The 15160-nt window shown below is 63.6% G+C and carries 16 protein-coding genes and 1 pseudogene; 4 read left to right on the plus strand and 13 right to left on the minus strand.

The annotated features are described in order from the left end of the window. Positions 1–35: 35 nt before the first annotated feature. A complete protein-coding gene (locus LQ249_RS03755) occupies positions 36–926 on the plus strand; it encodes an esterase/lipase family protein (protein ID WP_057006069.1) in 891 nt (296 codons plus the stop codon). Between the two features lie 112 nt (positions 927–1038). Here the strand turns inward: LQ249_RS03755 and LQ249_RS03760 are convergent, their stop codons facing one another. Then, on the minus strand, positions 1039–1926 hold the full coding sequence (locus LQ249_RS03760) for a DMT family transporter (protein WP_169864645.1): 888 nt from the start codon (positions 1924–1926) through the stop codon (positions 1039–1041). 144 nt (positions 1927–2070) lie between these two features. Between LQ249_RS03760 and LQ249_RS03765 the strand changes: the two genes are divergently transcribed. After that, positions 2071–2370: a PsiF family protein gene (locus LQ249_RS03765; RefSeq protein ID WP_017849707.1), complete on the plus strand. Its 300-nt coding sequence runs from the start codon at positions 2071–2073 to the stop codon at positions 2368–2370. Positions 2371–2543: 173 nt separating this feature from the next. After that, a complete protein-coding gene (locus LQ249_RS03770; RefSeq protein ID WP_046384871.1) occupies positions 2544–3557 on the plus strand; it encodes an AI-2E family transporter in 1014 nt (337 codons plus the stop codon). 140 nt (positions 3558–3697) lie between these two features. Here LQ249_RS03770 and LQ249_RS03775 read toward each other — a convergent pair whose 3' ends face one another. Then, the gene (locus LQ249_RS03775) at positions 3698–4966 is read right to left on the minus strand and encodes an Hsp70 family protein (protein WP_017849705.1); all 1269 of its coding nucleotides are present in this window, start codon (positions 4964–4966) and stop codon (positions 3698–3700) included. A gap of 288 nt (positions 4967–5254) precedes the next feature. Between LQ249_RS03775 and LQ249_RS03780 the strand changes: the two genes are divergently transcribed. Beyond that, positions 5255–6199: a DnaJ C-terminal domain-containing protein gene (locus LQ249_RS03780; RefSeq protein WP_046384870.1), complete on the plus strand. Its 945-nt coding sequence runs from the start codon at positions 5255–5257 to the stop codon at positions 6197–6199. A gap of 154 nt (positions 6200–6353) precedes the next feature. On the opposite strand, the gene ureC is transcribed toward LQ249_RS03780, so the two are convergent. From ureC to urtB, 11 genes and pseudogenes are all read right to left on the minus strand, one after another. Beyond that, positions 6354–8054 carry an urease subunit alpha gene (gene ureC, locus LQ249_RS03785; protein ID WP_057006066.1) on the minus strand — a complete coding sequence of 567 codons (1701 nt, stop codon included), beginning with the start codon at positions 8052–8054 and terminating at the stop codon, positions 6354–6356. A gap of 113 nt (positions 8055–8167) precedes the next feature. Then, the gene (locus LQ249_RS03790; RefSeq protein WP_017849702.1) at positions 8168–8473 is read right to left on the minus strand and encodes an urease subunit beta; all 306 of its coding nucleotides are present in this window, start codon (positions 8471–8473) and stop codon (positions 8168–8170) included. Continuing rightward, positions 8470–9003: a GNAT family N-acetyltransferase gene (locus LQ249_RS03795; RefSeq protein WP_017849701.1), complete on the minus strand. Its 534-nt coding sequence runs from the start codon at positions 9001–9003 to the stop codon at positions 8470–8472. The genes LQ249_RS03790 and LQ249_RS03795 overlap by 4 nt, the downstream gene beginning before the upstream one ends. A 5-nt stretch (positions 9004–9008) precedes the next feature. Continuing rightward, a complete protein-coding gene (locus LQ249_RS03800; RefSeq protein ID WP_232566199.1) occupies positions 9009–9521 on the minus strand; it encodes a GNAT family N-acetyltransferase in 513 nt (170 codons plus the stop codon). A 9-nt stretch (positions 9522–9530) separates the two neighbouring features. Further along, positions 9531–9833 carry an urease subunit gamma gene (locus tag LQ249_RS03805; protein ID WP_010213535.1) on the minus strand — a complete coding sequence of 101 codons (303 nt, stop codon included), beginning with the start codon at positions 9831–9833 and terminating at the stop codon, positions 9531–9533. A 147-nt stretch (positions 9834–9980) separates the two neighbouring features. Then, positions 9981–10820, minus strand: a complete 840-nt coding sequence (locus tag LQ249_RS03810) for an urease accessory protein UreD (RefSeq protein ID WP_232566200.1) — start codon at positions 10818–10820, stop codon at positions 9981–9983. A 30-nt stretch (positions 10821–10850) separates the two neighbouring features. Further along, entirely contained in the window at positions 10851–11549 is a 699-nt protein-coding gene (urtE, locus tag LQ249_RS03815) for an urea ABC transporter ATP-binding subunit UrtE (RefSeq protein WP_046485661.1), read from the minus strand. Between the two features lie 22 nt (positions 11550–11571). Beyond that, positions 11572–11658: pseudogene (locus tag LQ249_RS03820) on the minus strand (outer membrane lipoprotein carrier protein LolA); the annotation flags it as partial. A 24-nt stretch (positions 11659–11682) separates the two neighbouring features. Beyond that, entirely contained in the window at positions 11683–12531 is an 849-nt protein-coding gene (gene urtD, locus LQ249_RS03825) for an urea ABC transporter ATP-binding protein UrtD (protein WP_026140376.1), read from the minus strand. After that, complete coding sequence (gene urtC, locus LQ249_RS03830) at positions 12528–13607, minus strand: urea ABC transporter permease subunit UrtC (RefSeq protein WP_057006064.1); 1080 nt, start codon at positions 13605–13607, stop codon at positions 12528–12530. Before urtC ends, urtD begins: the two co-directional genes overlap by 4 nt. Beyond that, positions 13607–15109, minus strand: a complete 1503-nt coding sequence (gene urtB, locus LQ249_RS03835) for an urea ABC transporter permease subunit UrtB (RefSeq protein WP_177030381.1) — start codon at positions 15107–15109, stop codon at positions 13607–13609. The genes urtC and urtB overlap by 1 nt, the downstream gene beginning before the upstream one ends. Positions 15110–15160 lie beyond the last annotated feature (51 nt).

The raw sequence follows: 15160 nt of genomic DNA on the forward strand, positions 1-15160 counted from the left end.
GCGCTCATCCTTTCTTGATCAAGGACGTTCGCTTCATGTCGCAGTCGTTAGCCACGCGTTACCCCTTGGTGCTGGTGCCGGGCATGCTGGGGTTTGTGCGCCTGGGATTGTTTCCTTACTGGTACGGCATCGTCCCGGCGTTGCGGGCCGGCGGGGCGCAGGTGTTTGCGGTGCAGGTGGCGCCGCTCGATTCCAGCGAGGTGCGTGGCGAGCAGTTGCTCGCGCAAGTCGAGCGGATTCGCCGCGAAACCGGTGCCGACAAGGTCAACCTGATCGGCCACAGCCAGGGTTCGCTCACTGCGCGCTATGCCGCGGCCAAATGTCCGCAGTGGATCGCCTCGGTGACGTCGGTGGCCGGCCCCAACCACGGTTCGGAGCTGGCGGATTATTTCCACACCCATTACCCCCGGGGCAGCGTCAAAGGCCGGATGGTCAGCGCGCTGTTTCATCTGGTCGCCGCCGTCATGAGCCTGCTGGAGACCGGCTACCGAGGCCCGCGCTTCAAGGCCGACCTGCATGCCTCGCACCAGTCGCTGACCAGCGCCGGCGTGGCGGTGTTCAATCGTGAGTATCCCCAGGGATTGCCGCCGACATGGGGCGGGCAGGGCGCCGCAGAGGTCAATGGCGTGCGCTATTACTCATGGTCCGGCACCTTGCAGCCGGGTAAGACCGATCGCGGGCGCAACCTGCTCGATGGCACGAATCGCAGTTGCCGCTTGTTCGCCCGCAGCTTCGTGCGCGAGAAAGGCCAGTGCGATGGCATGGTTGGGCGCTACAGCTCACACCTGGGGACGGTGATCGGCGATGACTACGCCCTCGACCATTTCGATATCGTCAATCAGTCGCTGGGGCTGGTGGGCAAAGGCGCGGAGCCGATCCGCTTGTTCGTCGAGCATGCGCAGAGGCTCAAGGCGGCTGGGGTGTAGCGGATGCACCGCGTTATCGTTCATCGCGGGCAAGCCCCCTCCCACAGCTGACCGAGGCGCCAGGGCGAACGCGGTCCACTGTGGGAGGGGGCTTGCCCCCGATAGCGATAGCTCAGGCAACGCCCAGCTTACGCCCGACCGGTGTAGTCCAGCGCTCCGACAAAATCACCCCGCCCAACGTCAGCAGCCCGCCCACCAGGTGATACAGCGCCAACGCTTCCTTCAACACCAGCGCCGCGATCAGCGCGGTAATCAGCGGCAGCAGGTTGAAAAACAACGTGGTGCGGCTCGGCCCCAGGGTTTTCACCGAGTGCATCCAGGCCAATGGTGCGAGCATCGAGGCCAGCAGGCAGGCGTACAGCACCAACGGAATATTCGCCCAGACCAACCCGGCTTTTGCCGAGTACAGAAACAGCGGAAACAGCACCACCACGGCCACCAGCACCTGCAGATACAGCAACACCAACGGCGGCAGGCGCAGCTGCCATTTTTTCAGCAGGGTACTGTAGACCGCGTAGGCCAGGGTGGCGACCAGCATCATCGCGTCGCCCAGGTTGACCCCGTGTTGCAGCAGCGTGCCCAGGCTGCCGGACGACACCACCACCGCCACGCCAGCGAACGACAGCACCGCGCCGCTCAGCGCGCCGAAGGTCAGGCGTTGGCCGAGGCTGATGATCGCCGCCGTCAACGCCATCAATGGCATCAGCGACAGGATGATGCCCATGTTGGTGGCGCTGGTCAGCGACGCGGCGTAATAGGCCAGGCTTTGATACACCGCCATGCCCAGCACGCCGAGGATAAAAATCTTGCCCAGGTTCGGGCGGATGATCGGCCACTGGGCAATCACCGGCTTGAGCATGAACGGGGTAAACAGCAGCGCCGCGAGCAACCAGCGGTAGAAGCCGATTTCAGCGGGGAAGATCGAACCCACGGCCAGTTTGTTGACCACGGTGTTGCCGGCCCAGATGAAAATGGCCAGCAGGGGATACGCGTATTGCATTGAAAACAACCCAAGGTGTTGGTGAGACGGGAGTATGGCGCAGTACCGCCGGGCGAACATCCGTAGTCGGTGAAGATGTTACAAGGTTTGGCTACACTCCTCCGTAGGCCGCGCCCTCCGGTGCGGTAACAGGGAGAAAACTCCATGAAGATGCTGCGAATTCCGTTGTTGATGATGGGCCTGCTGCTGTGTTCCCAAGGCTTTGCCGCTACCGCCCAGCAAAATAAAATGACCACCTGCAATGCCGAGGCCACCACCAAGACGCTCAAAGGCGACGAGCGCAAAGCGTTCATGAAAACCTGCCTGTCGGCGCCCGCCGCCAATGATGCGAAGACGCTGACCCCGCAGCAGCAGAAGATGAAAGATTGCAATGCGTCGGCGAAAACCAAGGCGCTGACCGGCGATGCGCGCAAGACGTTCATGAGCACCTGTCTCAAAGGCTGATCGCGCGTTCGCGCTCGCTGAAGATCAAATGTGGGCGGCTGGCTGGGCCCCCCGGTCTACCTGAAGGGCCAGCCCGCTCCCACGCTTGATCGCATTGACTACCGATCCACTCGCTTGATTGCCTCAAGGCTGGCAGACTGCCCATCCTTTAACGCCGTTCGTTTTGAGGCTGTATGCCAACGTTTTCTCAGCGTCACGTGTTATTGCTGGCCAGTTACATCATCATTTTCGGCGGATTACTGCTGGTTCTGCCGCTGAAGTTGCTGCCCAGCCTGCTGGCCGGGCTGTTGGTATTTGAACTGGTCAACATGCTTACCCCTCAACTGCAACGGCTGATCGAAGGTCGGCGTGCGCGCTGGCTGGCCGTGGCCTTGCTCGGCACCCTGATCGTCAGCGTGTTGACCCTGATCTTTGCCGGCGCGATCAGCTTCCTGCTCCACGAAGCGGAAAACCCCGGGGCCTCCCTCGACAAATTCATGGGCGTGGTCGACCGCGCGCGCGGCCAGTTGCCGCCGTTCCTCGACGCTTACCTGCCCGCCAGCGCCGCCGAATTCCGGGTGGCCATCGGCGACTGGATCAGCAAACACCTCAGCGATCTGCAATTGGTGGGCAAAGATGCCGCCCACATGTTCGTCACCCTGCTGATCGGCATGGTGCTCGGCGCGATCATGGCGCTGCAGCGCATCCCCGACCTGACCAAGCGCAAACCCCTGGCTGCCGCGCTGTTCGATCGTCTGCACCTGTTGGTCCAGGCGTTTCGCAACATCGTCTTCGCACAAATCAAGATCGCTGCCCTCAACACCGTGTTTACCGCCGTGTTCCTCGCCGTGGTGCTGCCGCTGTGCGGGATTCACCTGCCGCTGACCAAGACCCTGATCGTGCTGACCTTCCTGCTCGGCCTGCTGCCGGTGATCGGCAACCTGATGTCCAACACCTTGATCACCATCGTCGCGCTGTCGCTGTCGATCTGGGTCGCGGTGGCGGCGCTGGGGTATTTGATCGTGATCCACAAGGTCGAGTACTTCCTCAATGCGCGCATCGTCGGCGGGCAGATCAGTGCCAAGTCGTGGGAATTGTTGCTGGCGATGCTGGTATTCGAAGCCGCGTTCGGCCTGCCGGGGGTGGTGGCGGGGCCGATTTACTATGCGTACCTGAAGAGTGAGCTGAAGCTCGGCGGGATGGTCTGAGGAGGGAGGACACTGCTCTGCTGTAGGAGCGAGCTTGCTCGCGAAAAACCCAAGAGCGCCGCGCGCCGTCAGACAGCCCGCGTTATCGTTGGCGTCCTTCGCGAGCGAGCTCGCTCCTACAGGGGGGCAGTGCGACGGTATCAGCTGCCGTAGCGCTTGCTGGCCTCGATCGCCAACCCGCTGCCGATACTGCCGAAGATATTCCCTTCCACATGCCGCGCATTCGGCAGCATCGCCGAGATGCTGTGGCGCAGCGCCGGAATGCCGCTGGAACCGCCGGTAAAGAACACCGTGTCCACCTGCGCCACATCCACCGACGCGTCGCTGAGCAATTGGGTGACGCTGTTGCGCACGCGCTCCAGCAGCCCGTCGATGGCCGACTCGAACAACGTGCGGCTCAGGTCTACGCTCAAGCCCGGCTCAACCCGGTCGAGCAGCACATGACGGCTGTCTTCGTGGGTCAGCTGGATCTTGGTTTCTTCGACTTCCATCGCCAACCAGTGCCCGGCCCGCTGTTCGATCAGCTTGAACAGGCGGTCGATGCCGCCGGTGTCTTCGATGTCATAGCGCATGCTGCCCAGGGCCAACTGGGATTTTTGCGAGTACACCGAGTTGATGGTGTGCCAGGTGGCCAGGTTCATGTGATGGCTGGTGGGCATGTACGCGCCGCTTTTCATGCGGCTGCCGTAGCCGAACAGCGGCATCATGCCGGCCAGCGAGAGTTGTTTGTCGAAGTCGGTACCGCCGATGTGTACGCCGCCGGTGGCGAGGATGTCGTCGTGGCGGTTGTCGTTGTGGCGACGGTCCGGCGACAGGCGCACCAGCGAGAAGTCCGAGGTACCGCCGCCGATGTCGACAATCAGCACCAGCTCTTCTTTTTCGATGGTGGACTCGTAGTCGAAGGCCGCGGCAATCGGTTCGTACTGGAACGAGATGTCCTTGAAGCCGATCTTGCGTGCCACGTCGACCAAGGTGTTCTCGGCTTCCTGGTCGGCCATCGGGTCGTCATCGACGAAAAACACCGGGCGACCCAGCACCACTTCTTCGAACTCGCGGCCGGCGGTGGCTTCGGCGCGGCTCTTGAGTTGGCCGATAAACAGCGCGAGCAAGTCGGTGAACGGCATCGCAGTGCCCAGCACGCTGGTGTCGTGCTTGATCAGCTTGGAACCCAGCAGGCTCTTGAGCGAGCGCATCAGCCGGCCTTCGTAGTTCTCCAGGTATTCGTGCAGCGCCAGGCGACCGTAGACCGGGCGGCGCTCCTCGAAGTTGAAGAACACCACCGACGGCAAGGTGATTTTGTCGTCCTCCAGCGCGATAAGCGTTTCCATGCCGGGGCGAATCCAGCCGACGGTGGAGTTGGACGTGCCGAAGTCGATGCCGCAGGCACGGGCTGGGGATGGGTTTTTCATGTCTATCGGGTTCCGGTTGAAAAACGGCCGCGCAGTGTATGCCACCCGCGTGCAGATGCGTAGGCCGACGATCTGTTAAATAGCCGGCGGCGCGCCTTGAAAGAGCGGGGTTTGCCCCCAACTTGTCCAGCATACGGTCGGCGGCTGCAAGGTTATTCGTGCGGTGCCGATAAACTACTCAGACGCATCCATCGGCTTGGGATTGAGTTCAGTCAATCCAAACGCTGCAAACCGGCGCATGCTGTGCCCTTGGCTGTGCGATATCGATGACGGAGGGTGACCCCCCAGATGGACTTTAAAGACTATTACAAGATCCTTGGCGTGGAGCCGACAGCGGACGACAAGGCAATCAAGGCCGCCTATCGCAAGCTGGCGCGCAAATATCACCCGGACGTGAGCAAGGAAAAAGACGCCGAAGCCAAGTTCAAGGACGCGTCCGAAGCCTATGAAGCGCTGAAAAGTGCCGACAAGCGTGCCGAGTACGACGAGTTGCGCAAATACGGCCAGCATGGCCAACCGTTCCAGGGCCCACCGGGCTGGCAGAGCCGTGGCGGCTATGGCGGCGGCCAGGACACGGGCGACTTCTCGGACTTCTTCAGTTCGATCTTCGGCGGGCGCGGCGATGCGTTCGGCGGCGGTCAGCGCCGCAGTACCGGGCGCAAGGGCCAGGATGTGGAGATGCAACTGTCGGTGTTTCTTGAGGAGACGCTGTCGACCGAGTCCAAGCAGATCAGCTTCCAGGTGCCGCAATACGACGCCTCGGGCCGGCATGTCAGCAACACCACCAAGAGCCTGAACGTGAAGATCCCTGCCGGGGTGACCGACGGCGAGCGCATCCGCCTCAAGGGCCAGGGCGCGCCGGGCGTTGGCGGCGGGGCCAATGGTGATCTGTACCTGATCGTCAAGTTTGCGCCGCACCCCAAGTTCGAGGTCGAAGGCGAAAACCTGGTGATCACCGTACCGGTGGCACCGTGGGAGCTGGCGTTGGGCACCGAAGTCGCGGTGCCGACCCTGACCGGCAAGATCAACCTCAAGGTCCCGGCTGGCAGCCAGAACGGCCAGCGCATGCGCGCCAAGGGCCATGGCCTGCTGAACAAGAGTGGCCAGCGCGGTTACCTGTTCATCCAGCTCAAAGTGGTGATGCCCAAAGAAGCCAGCGAGGAGGTGCTCGGGTTGTGGAAGGCGCTGGCCGACAGCGCCGCCTTCGATCCGCGCAAAGGCTGGAACGCCTGACCCGCCAGGGCGGCGGTCTTGCAGAGTTAGGCCCAGGCCCGTGGGGGCCATGAATAAGCTGCTCATTTTTACAATGAGGCGCTATTCATGGCCCACGCTCAAGCCCCACTCCCTCCCGGCGATAGGGCGCCGCGCCAGCGTGGCGTAGGGCGCTTCAGAACAGAAAGTAGCGCTGCGCCATCGGCAGCACATCCGCCGGCTCACACCACAGCAACACGCCGTCGGCCTTGACCTGATACGTCTGCGGGTCCACCTCGATGTGCGGCAGGTAGTCGTTGTGGATCAGGTCGGTTTTCTGCACGTCGCGGCAGCCCTTGACCACTGCGATCTGCTTCTTCAGGCCCAAGGCTTGCGGCAAGCCGGCGTCCGCGGCGGCCTGGCTGATAAAGGTCAGGCTGGTGGCGTGCAGGGCGCTGCCGAAGCTGGCGAACATCGGCCGGTAGTGGACCGGCTGCGGCGTGGGAATCGAGGCGTTGGCATCACCCATCAGGCTTGAGGCAATCGCGCCGCCCTTGAGGATCAGCGTCGGCTTGATGCCGAAGAACGCCGGCCGCCACAGCACCAGATCAGCCCATTTGCCGACTTCGATGGAACCGACGATATGGCTGATGCCATGGGTGATCGCCGGGTTGATGGTGTACTTGGCGATGTAGCGCTTGGCCCGGAAGTTGTCGTTGCCGGGGCCGTCGCCGGGCAGGGCGCCGCGCTGTTTTTTCATCTTGTCGGCGGTTTGCCAGGTGCGCGTGATCACTTCGCCGACGCGGCCCATGGCCTGGCTGTCGGAGCTGATCATCGAGAACGCGCCGAGGTCGTGCAGGATGTCTTCGGCGGCGATGGTCTCGCGGCGGATGCGGCTTTCGGCGAAGGCCACGTCTTCGGCGATGCTCGGGTCGAGGTGATGGCAGACCATCAACATGTCCAGGTGCTCGTCGATGGTGTTGCGCGTGAACGGCCGCGTCGGGTTGGTCGAGCTGGGCAGCACGTTGGGGAAGCCGCAGGCCTTGATGATGTCCGGTGCGTGGCCGCCGCCAGCGCCTTCGGTGTGGTAGGTGTGGATGGTGCGGCCCTTGAGCGCGGCCAGCGTGGTTTCGACGAAGCCGGACTCGTTGAGGGTGTCGCTGTGAATCGCCACCTGCACATCGTATTGGTCGGCGACGTTCAGGCAGTTGTCGATGCTCGCGGGCGTGGTGCCCCAGTCTTCATGCAGCTTCAAACCGATGGCGCCGGCCTTGACCTGCTCGATCAGCGGCTCCGGCAGGCTGGCGTTGCCCTTGCCGGTGAAACCGATGTTCATCGGGAACGAGTCGCTGGCCTGCAGCATGCGCGCCAGGTGCCACGGGCCGGAGGTGCAGGTGGTCGCGTTAGTGCCGGTGGCCGGGCCGGTGCCGCCGCCGATCAGGGTGGTGACGCCGCTGGTCAGCGCTTCTTCGATCTGCTGCGGGCAGATGAAATGCACGTGGCTGTCGATGCCGCCGGCGGTGAGGATCATGCCTTCACCGGCGATCACTTCGGTGCTGGCGCCGATGGCCATGGTCACGCCGGGCTGGATATCCGGGTTGCCGGCCTTGCCGATGGCGTGGATGCGGCCGTTCTTGAGGCCGACGTCGGCCTTGACGATGCCCCAGTGGTCGATGATCAGCGCGTTGGTGATCAACGTGTCGACCACTTCATGGGCGAGCAATTGGCTCTGGCCCTGGCCATCGCGGATAACCTTGCCGCCGCCGAATTTGACCTCTTCGCCATAGACGGTGAAGTCCTGCTCCACTTCGACGAACAACTCGGTGTCGGCCAGGCGGACCTTGTCGCCGACGGTGGGGCCGTACATGTCGGCGTAGGCTTGGCGGCTGATTTTCATGTGTGGTTGCCCTGAAAAATTTATGTTGAATGTGAGTCAGCTATCGGGGGCAAGCCCCCTCCCACATGGGAATGCATTCCAACTGTGGGAGGGGGCTTGCCCCCGATGAGGCCCTAAAGGTCGCCCATGATCCGCCCGGCAAACCCGAACACCCGCCGCCCACCGCCGAAGTCGACCAACTCGACCTCACGGCTCTGCCCCGGCTCGAAGCGCACCGCGGTGCCCGCCGGGATATTCAGGCGCATGCCGCGGCTCAATGCGCGGTCGAAGGTCAGCGCGTCATTGGTCTCGAAAAAGTGATAGTGCGAGCCCACCTGGATCGGCCGGTCGCCGCTGTTGGCCACGCTCAGGCTGACGGTGCGGCGGCCGACGTTGAGTTCGATGTCGCCAGGCTGGATCTGAAATTCACCAGGAATCATGCAGGTTGCCCCAGGGTCTTGTAGTAGATGGCGGTCGGGCTGTAGCGCCCGTCCGGGCTTTGGCAGTAATCGGGCAGTTCACCGACCTTGGTGTAGCGCAGCGCCTGGTAGAAGGCTTCGGCCTCGGAGCCGGCTTCGGTGTCCAGGTACAGCAGGCCGCGCTTGTGTTGGCGCGCGGCGAGTTCCAGGGCGTGCATCAACTGGTGGCCCAGGCCGTGGCGGCGGGCGCTGCTGTGGACCAGCAGTTTTTGCACTTCGGCGCGGTTCAGACCGTTGGCTTTCTGGCACAGCGCCAGTTGCACGCTGGCGATCACCCGCTCGTCGCGCACCACCACCCACAGCAACAGGCTGGCGTCTTCGATGCTCGCTTGCACGCCGTGCAAATACGCGCGGGCCTGGGCCTCATCGAAGTCGGCCATGAAGCCGATCGACGCGCCGTGCCTGACCGCATCCAGCAACAGCTCGATCAAGCCCTGGCGATAGTGGGCAAAACTTTCAGCATTGACTCGACGCAGTTGCGCGGCGTTCATCGATCTCACTCCTGGGGCGGTTCGGCGCCCGGATTCAAGGTCAGTTGCATAAAGGTCAGGTCGAGCCAGCGGCCGAATTTGATGCCCACTTGCGGCATCTGCCCGGTGGTGCTGAAACCCAGGCGCTCATGCAGGCGGAGCGAGGCCTGGTTGCCGCTTTCAATGGCGGCGACCATCACGTGTTTACCGCCGGCGCGCGCGCGTTCGATCAGGGTTTGCATCAGGCGTGGGCCGAGGCCTTTGCCGCGCTGATCGTTGCGCACGTACACCGAGTGCTCGACGCTGTAGCGAAAACCCTCGAAGGGGCGCCAGTCGCCGAACGAGGCGTAGCCCGTCACTTCGTGGTTTTCCACCGCGACCAGGATCGGGTAGCGCTGCGCCTGGCGCGCAGTGAACCAGGCCAGGCGGTTAGCCAGATCCACCGGCTGTTCGTTCCAGATCGCCGTGGTGTTCAGCACCGCGTCGTTGTAGATGTCGCGGATCGCTGGCAGGTCTTGCTCGGCTGCATCACGAATCATGGCTGGGCCTCACGCGATGGGTTGGTGGACGGTCACCAGTTTGGTGCCATCGGGGAAGGTGGCTTCCACCTGGATATCCGGGATCATCTCCGGGATGCCTTCCATCACCTGCTCGCGGCTGAGCAGGGTGGTGCCAAAGTGCATCAGGTCGGCCACGGTACGGCCGTCGCGGGCGCCTTCCATCAGCGCGGCGGAGATGTAGGCGATGGTTTCCGGGTAGTTGAGCTTCACACCGCGCGCCAGGCGCCGTTCGGCGACGAGGCCTGCGGTGAAGATCAGCAGTTTGTCTTTTTCCCGTGGGGTCAGGTCCATGGTTCAAGGTCCTTCATAAAATGCATTCTTAAATACAATGGAGATCAAGTGTGGGAGGGGGCTTGCCCCCGATAGCAGAGTGTCAGGCCATGCATCTGTAACTGACCCACCGCCATCGGGGGCAAGCCCCCTCCCACATGTTGATCTTCATGTGCTCCAGATTCGCGGTGCCACGGCCTCTCGGCCCAGCACCGCCGGGCGCAACAGCCGCCATAAATCAATCAACCAGCCCCGCGCCAGCAGCGCCTCGCTGGCCAGGCAGCGGGCGACCAGCAAGCCGGGCAGTTGGGTCAGGTCGCCGCGCACCGCGTGGGGCAGGGCGCGGCAGTGTTCGAGTAATTCAGGCTCGATATCACCGGTCAGCAACAAGGTGGCGAATACCGGTTGTCCGTCCAGGCCGATCGGTGAGGCGAGCAAGCCATCGTCGCCCACAATGCGCTGGCGTTCGTGCCAGAGCAACTGGCCGTCGCGGCGGATATCCAGGTGCGATTGAAAGTGCCCGAGGTCGAAGCGCTCGCCGCTGGCCGGGCGGCCGAGGGCGACCACGTCCCAGTACAACAGCCGCGCATCGCCGTGCAGCGCGATGCGTGTGCTGAGTTCGGCCTGGGCGGCGCTGAACACGATGGTTTCCTGAGGCAGCCATTCCAGGGTGGCGCCGGCCTCGACGCTCAGCTCCAGTTGCTGAAACGCCGGGCCGCTGGCGCGGTACCACTTGGCCGCGCCAGGGCTGGTCAATTGCGCCCAGGCGCCCGCGGCGACGTGGGCGCGGATGTCCAGGCGGTCGCCGCCGGCTATGCCACCGGGCGGATGCACGATGATGTGCTGGCACACCTCGGGGCCTTCGGCGTACAGGTGTTTCTGCACGCGCAGCGGGCCGAGGTGGCGGCGCATCACCGGGCGCGTGGTGGCGCCGAAACGCGCGTAGCCGAGTTCCAGCTCGGCGTGCCAGCTGGGGGTGAACAGGGCAGTGGAAACGGGCAGGTTCATGGCGTGTGCTTATCGTTAGGACGCTACAGATTAGATGGTTACGAGACCGCGCACACCGTCGCGTTCCATATTTTCGCCACGGCCTTGCTGGACGATTTCCCCGCGTGACATCACCAGGTACTGGTCGGCCAGTTCGGCGGCAAAGTCGTAGAACTGCTCCACCAACAGGATCGCCATGTCGCCACGGGCCGCGAGCTTCTTGATCACCGCCGCGATCTCCTTGATCACCGACGGCTGGATACCTTCGGTCGGCTCATCGAGAATCAACAGGCGCGGCCGGCTGGCCAGGGCGCGGCCGATCGCCAGTTGCTGTTGCTGGCCGCCGGACAAATCGCCCCCGCGGCGGTGCTTCATTTGCAGCAGCACCGGGAACAGTTCGTAGATAAACCCCGGCACTTCCCTGGCCTCGGCGCCGGGAAAGCGCGACAGGCCCATCAGCAGGTTTTCTTCCACGGTCAGCCGCCCGAAAATCTCGCGGCCCTGGGGCACGTAGGCGATCCCGGCGTGAACGCGCTGGTGTGGCTTGAAACCGGTGATGGCCTTGCCTTCCCAGTTCACCGCGCCCTCTTTGGCGGGCAGCAGGCCCATCAGGCACTTGAGCAGGGTGGTCTTGCCCACGCCGTTACGGCCGAGCAGGCAGGTGACTTCGCCGATCTGCACCTCGAATGAAAGCCCGCGCAGGATGTGGCTACCGCCGTAATACTGGTGCAACTTGTCGACTTGCAGCATTCTCAAAACCTCCTCAATTCCCTGTAGGAGCGAGCTTGCTCGCGAAAAACCTGAGGGCGCCGCGTGCATTCAGGCTGCCCGCGTTATCGTTAACGATTTTCGCGAGCAAGCTCGCTCCTACAGAAAAGCGAACTCAGCGCCCGAGGTATACCTCGATCACGCGCTCGTTTTCCTGCACCTGTTCCAGCGACCCTTCAGCCAGCACGCTGCCCTGGTGCAACACGGTCACATGGTCGGCAATCGAACCGACAAACCCCATGTCGTGCTCCACCACCATCAGCGAGTGCTTGCCCGCCAGGCGCTTGAACAGTTCGGCGGTGAATTCGGTTTCGGCGTCGGTCATACCCGCCACCGGTTCGTCGAGCAGCAACAGTTGCGGGTCTTGCATCAGCAGCATGCCGATTTCCAGGAACTGTTTCTGGCCGTGGGACAGCAGGCCGGCCGGGCGATGCACCGAGGCGGTGAGGCGGATGGTGTCGAGCACTTCATCGATGCGGTCCTTCTGTTCCCCGCTCAGGCGTGCGCGCAGGCTGGCCCACACCGACTTGTCGGTCTTCTGCGCCAGCTCCAGGTTTTCGAACACGCTCAAGGCTTCGAACACCGTGGGTTTCTGGAACTTGCGGCCGATGCCGGCCTGGGCGATCTGCACTTCGCTCATCGCAGTCAGGTCGAGGGTTTCGCCGAACCAGGCGTTGCCGTGGCTGGGCCGGGTCTTGCCGGTGATCACGTCCATCAGCGTGGTTTTGCCGGCGCCGTTGGGGCCGATGATGCAGCGCAGTTCGCCGACGCCGATGTAGAGGTTCAAGGCGTTGAGTGCCTTGAAACCGTCGAAGCTGACGCTGATGTCTTCCAGGGTCAGGATCGTGCCGTGGCGCGTATTGAGGCCCGTGCCGGCGGCCTGGCCGATGCCGATCGCATCGCGGCCGTTGCCGGTGTCGAGAATAGGTTCGAGCATAAATTCCGCCGTCGCAGTCACTCTCATTGTTCACCCCGTTTCTTCAACAGGCCGATCACACCCTTGGGCAAATACAGGGTGACGATGATGAACAACGCCCCCAGGAAGAACAGCCAGTACTCCGGGAACGCCACGGTGAACCAGCTCTTCATGCCGTTGACCACCCCGGCGCCGAGCAGCGGCCCGATCAAGGTGCCGCGCCCACCCAGGGCCACCCACACGGCGGCTTCGATGGAATTGGTCGGCGACATTTCGCTGGGGTTGATGATGCCCACCTGCGGCACGTACAACGCCCCCGCCAGGCCGCACAGCACCGCGCTCAATACCCACACGAACAGCTTGAAACCACGCGGGTCGTAGCCGCAGAACATCAGGCGGTTCTCGGCATCGCGCAAGGCGGTCAACACCCGGCCGAACTTGCTGCGGGCCAGGCGCCAGCCGATGTACAGGCTGCTCACCAGCAACAGCACGGTGGCGGCAAACAACACCGCGCGCGTGCCCGGTTCGGTGATGCCGAAGCCGAGGATGCTGCGGAAATTGGTGAAGCCGTTATTGCCGCCGAACCCGGTCTCGTTGCGAAAGAACAACAGCATCCCGGCGAAGGTCAGCGCCTGGGTCATGATCGAGAAATACACGCCCTTGATCCGCGAGCGGAAGGCGAAGAAGCCGAACACCAGCGCCAGCAACCCCGGCGCCAGCACCACCAGGCACAGCGCCCAGAGGAAGTGCTCGGTGCCGACCCAGTACCAGGGCAATTCGGTCCACGACAAAAAGGTCATGAACGCCGGCAACTCGTCGCCGGAGGCCTGGCGCATCAGGTACATGCCCATGGCATAACCGCCGAGGGCGAAGAACAGGCCGTGGCCGAGGGACAGCATCCCGGCGTAACCCCACACCAGGTCGAGCGCGAGGGCGACGATGGCGTAGCAGAGGATCTTGCCCACCAGCGTCAGCGTGTAGGCCGAGACGTGCAGCGGATTGTCCGGCGACAACAGCGAGCACAGCGGCAGGGCCAGCAGCAGGATCAGGATCACCGCGCCGACGGCAATCGTCAGCTTGGGGCCGGCCTTTTGTGTGGCCGTGAGCATCAATGGCTGGTTCATCAGTCGATCACCCGTCCTTTCAGTGCGAAGAGGCCTTGCGGGCGTTTCTGGATAAACAGAATGATCAGCGCAAGGATCAGGATCTTGCCGAGCACGGCGCCGATCTGCGGTTCGAGGATCTTGTTGGCGATCCCCAGGCCGAACGCGGCCATCACGCTACCGGCCAATTGGCCGACACCGCCGAGCACCACGACCAGGAAGGAATCGATGATGTAGCTCTGGCCCAGGTCGGGGCCGACGTTGCCGATCTGGCTCAGCGCCACACCGCCCAGCCCGGCGATGCCGGAGCCCAGGCCAAAGGCGAGCATGTCCACGCGCCCGGTGGGCACGCCGCAGCAGGCGGCCATGTTGCGGTTCTGGGTGACGGCGCGCACGTTGAGGCCCAGGCGCGTCTTGTTGAGCAGCAGCCACGTCAGCACCACCACGCACAGGGCGAAGGCGATGATCACGATGCGGTTGTACGGCAACACCAGGTTGGGCAGCACTTGAATGCCGCCGGACAGCCACGCGGGGTTGGCCACTTCGACGTTCTGCGCGCCGAACACCAGGCGCACCAGTTGGATCAGCATCAGGCTGATGCCCCAGGTGGCGAGCAGGGTTTCCAGGGGGCGGCCGTACAGGTGACGAATCACCGTGCGCTCCAGGGCCATGCCGATGGCGGCGGTGACGAAAAACGCCACCGGCAGTGCGATCAGCGGGTAGAACTCGATGGCGTGCGGCACGTAGCGCTGCATCAGCAACTGCACCACATAGGTGGAATAAGCGCCGAGCATCAGCATCTCGCCGTGGGCCATGTTGATCACGCCCAGCAGGCCGAACGTGATCGCCAGGCCCAGGGCCGCGAGCAGCAGGATCGAGCCCAGGGACATGCCGCTGAAGGCCTGGCCGAGCAGCTCGCCCAGCATCAGTTTGCGCTTGACCTGGGCCAGGCTGGTCTCGGCGGCGGTATGCACGGCGGCGTCGGTTTCCACGCCGGGGGCGAGCAGGGTTTCCAGGCGTGTGCGCGCCAACGGGTCGCCGGTGCTGCCGAGCAAGCGCACGGCGGCGAGGCGCACCACCGGGTCGGCGTCTACCAATTGCAGGTTGGCCAGGGCCAGGCTGAGGGCGGTGTGGACGTCTTCGACGGTTTCGGCGGCGACGCGCTGGTCGAGGAATTTGAGCTGCGCAGGTTGCGCGGTTTTTTGCAGGGTTTGCGCGGCCGCCAGGCGCACCTTGGGGTCGGCGGCGAGCAGTTGCAGGCTGGCCTGTACGTTGTCGATCAGACCGCGCAGGCGGTTGTTCAGGCGCACGGTCTTGGTTTCACCGTTGACCGTCAGTTGGCCTTGTTGCAGCGCGTCCACCAACTCGATGCGCGCCGGGTCGGGCTGGGCGGCCCAGTCCTGCAGCAGTTTGGCTTGTTGCGTCGGGTTGGCGGCGAGGAAGTCTTCGGCGTCGCCGGCGTGTGCGGCAACAGGCAGCAACAGCAAGGCCGTGAGGATCAAGCGGTAGAGGGCAGTGGGCATAACAAAATGTCCTGAGCATGCACGGGTCGGCTTTATGTGGGAGGGAGCTTG

Source organism: Pseudomonas sp. 7-41 (genome assembly GCF_021233075.1).
Taxonomy (GTDB): domain Bacteria; phylum Pseudomonadota; class Gammaproteobacteria; order Pseudomonadales; family Pseudomonadaceae; genus Aquipseudomonas; species Aquipseudomonas veronii.

Excerpts from the sequence above, each read along its gene's own strand:
- LQ249_RS03805 (WP_010213535.1), bottom strand. The coding sequence starts at position 9,833 with ATGGACCTGACCCCACGGGAAAAAGACAAACTGCTGATCTTCACCGCA.
- LQ249_RS03770 (WP_046384871.1), top strand. The coding sequence starts at position 2,544 with ATGCCAACGTTTTCTCAGCGTCACGTGTTATTGCTGGCCAGTTACATC.
- LQ249_RS03800 (WP_232566199.1), bottom strand. The coding sequence starts at position 9,521 with ATGATTCGTGATGCAGCCGAGCAAGACCTGCCAGCGATCCGCGACATC.
- LQ249_RS03795 (WP_017849701.1), bottom strand. The coding sequence starts at position 9,003 with ATGAACGCCGCGCAACTGCGTCGAGTCAATGCTGAAAGTTTTGCCCAC.
- LQ249_RS03775 (WP_017849705.1), bottom strand. The coding sequence starts at position 4,966 with ATGAAAAACCCATCCCCAGCCCGTGCCTGCGGCATCGACTTCGGCACG.
- LQ249_RS03790 (WP_017849702.1), bottom strand. The coding sequence starts at position 8,473 with ATGATTCCTGGTGAATTTCAGATCCAGCCTGGCGACATCGAACTCAAC.
- LQ249_RS03780 (WP_046384870.1), top strand. The coding sequence starts at position 5,255 with ATGGACTTTAAAGACTATTACAAGATCCTTGGCGTGGAGCCGACAGCG.
- LQ249_RS03755 (WP_057006069.1), top strand. The coding sequence starts at position 36 with ATGTCGCAGTCGTTAGCCACGCGTTACCCCTTGGTGCTGGTGCCGGGC.
- urtE (WP_046485661.1), bottom strand. The coding sequence starts at position 11,549 with ATGCTGCAAGTCGACAAGTTGCACCAGTATTACGGCGGTAGCCACATC.
- ureC (WP_057006066.1), bottom strand. The coding sequence starts at position 8,054 with ATGAAAATCAGCCGCCAAGCCTACGCCGACATGTACGGCCCCACCGTC.
- LQ249_RS03765 (WP_017849707.1), top strand. The coding sequence starts at position 2,071 with ATGAAGATGCTGCGAATTCCGTTGTTGATGATGGGCCTGCTGCTGTGT.
- urtC (WP_057006064.1), bottom strand. The coding sequence starts at position 13,607 with ATGAACCAGCCATTGATGCTCACGGCCACACAAAAGGCCGGCCCCAAG.
- LQ249_RS03810 (WP_232566200.1), bottom strand. The coding sequence starts at position 10,820 with ATGAACCTGCCCGTTTCCACTGCCCTGTTCACCCCCAGCTGGCACGCC.
- LQ249_RS03760 (WP_169864645.1), bottom strand. The coding sequence starts at position 1,926 with ATGCAATACGCGTATCCCCTGCTGGCCATTTTCATCTGGGCCGGCAAC.
- urtD (WP_026140376.1), bottom strand. The coding sequence starts at position 12,531 with ATGAGAGTGACTGCGACGGCGGAATTTATGCTCGAACCTATTCTCGAC.
- urtB (WP_177030381.1), bottom strand. The coding sequence starts at position 15,109 with ATGCCCACTGCCCTCTACCGCTTGATCCTCACGGCCTTGCTGTTGCTG.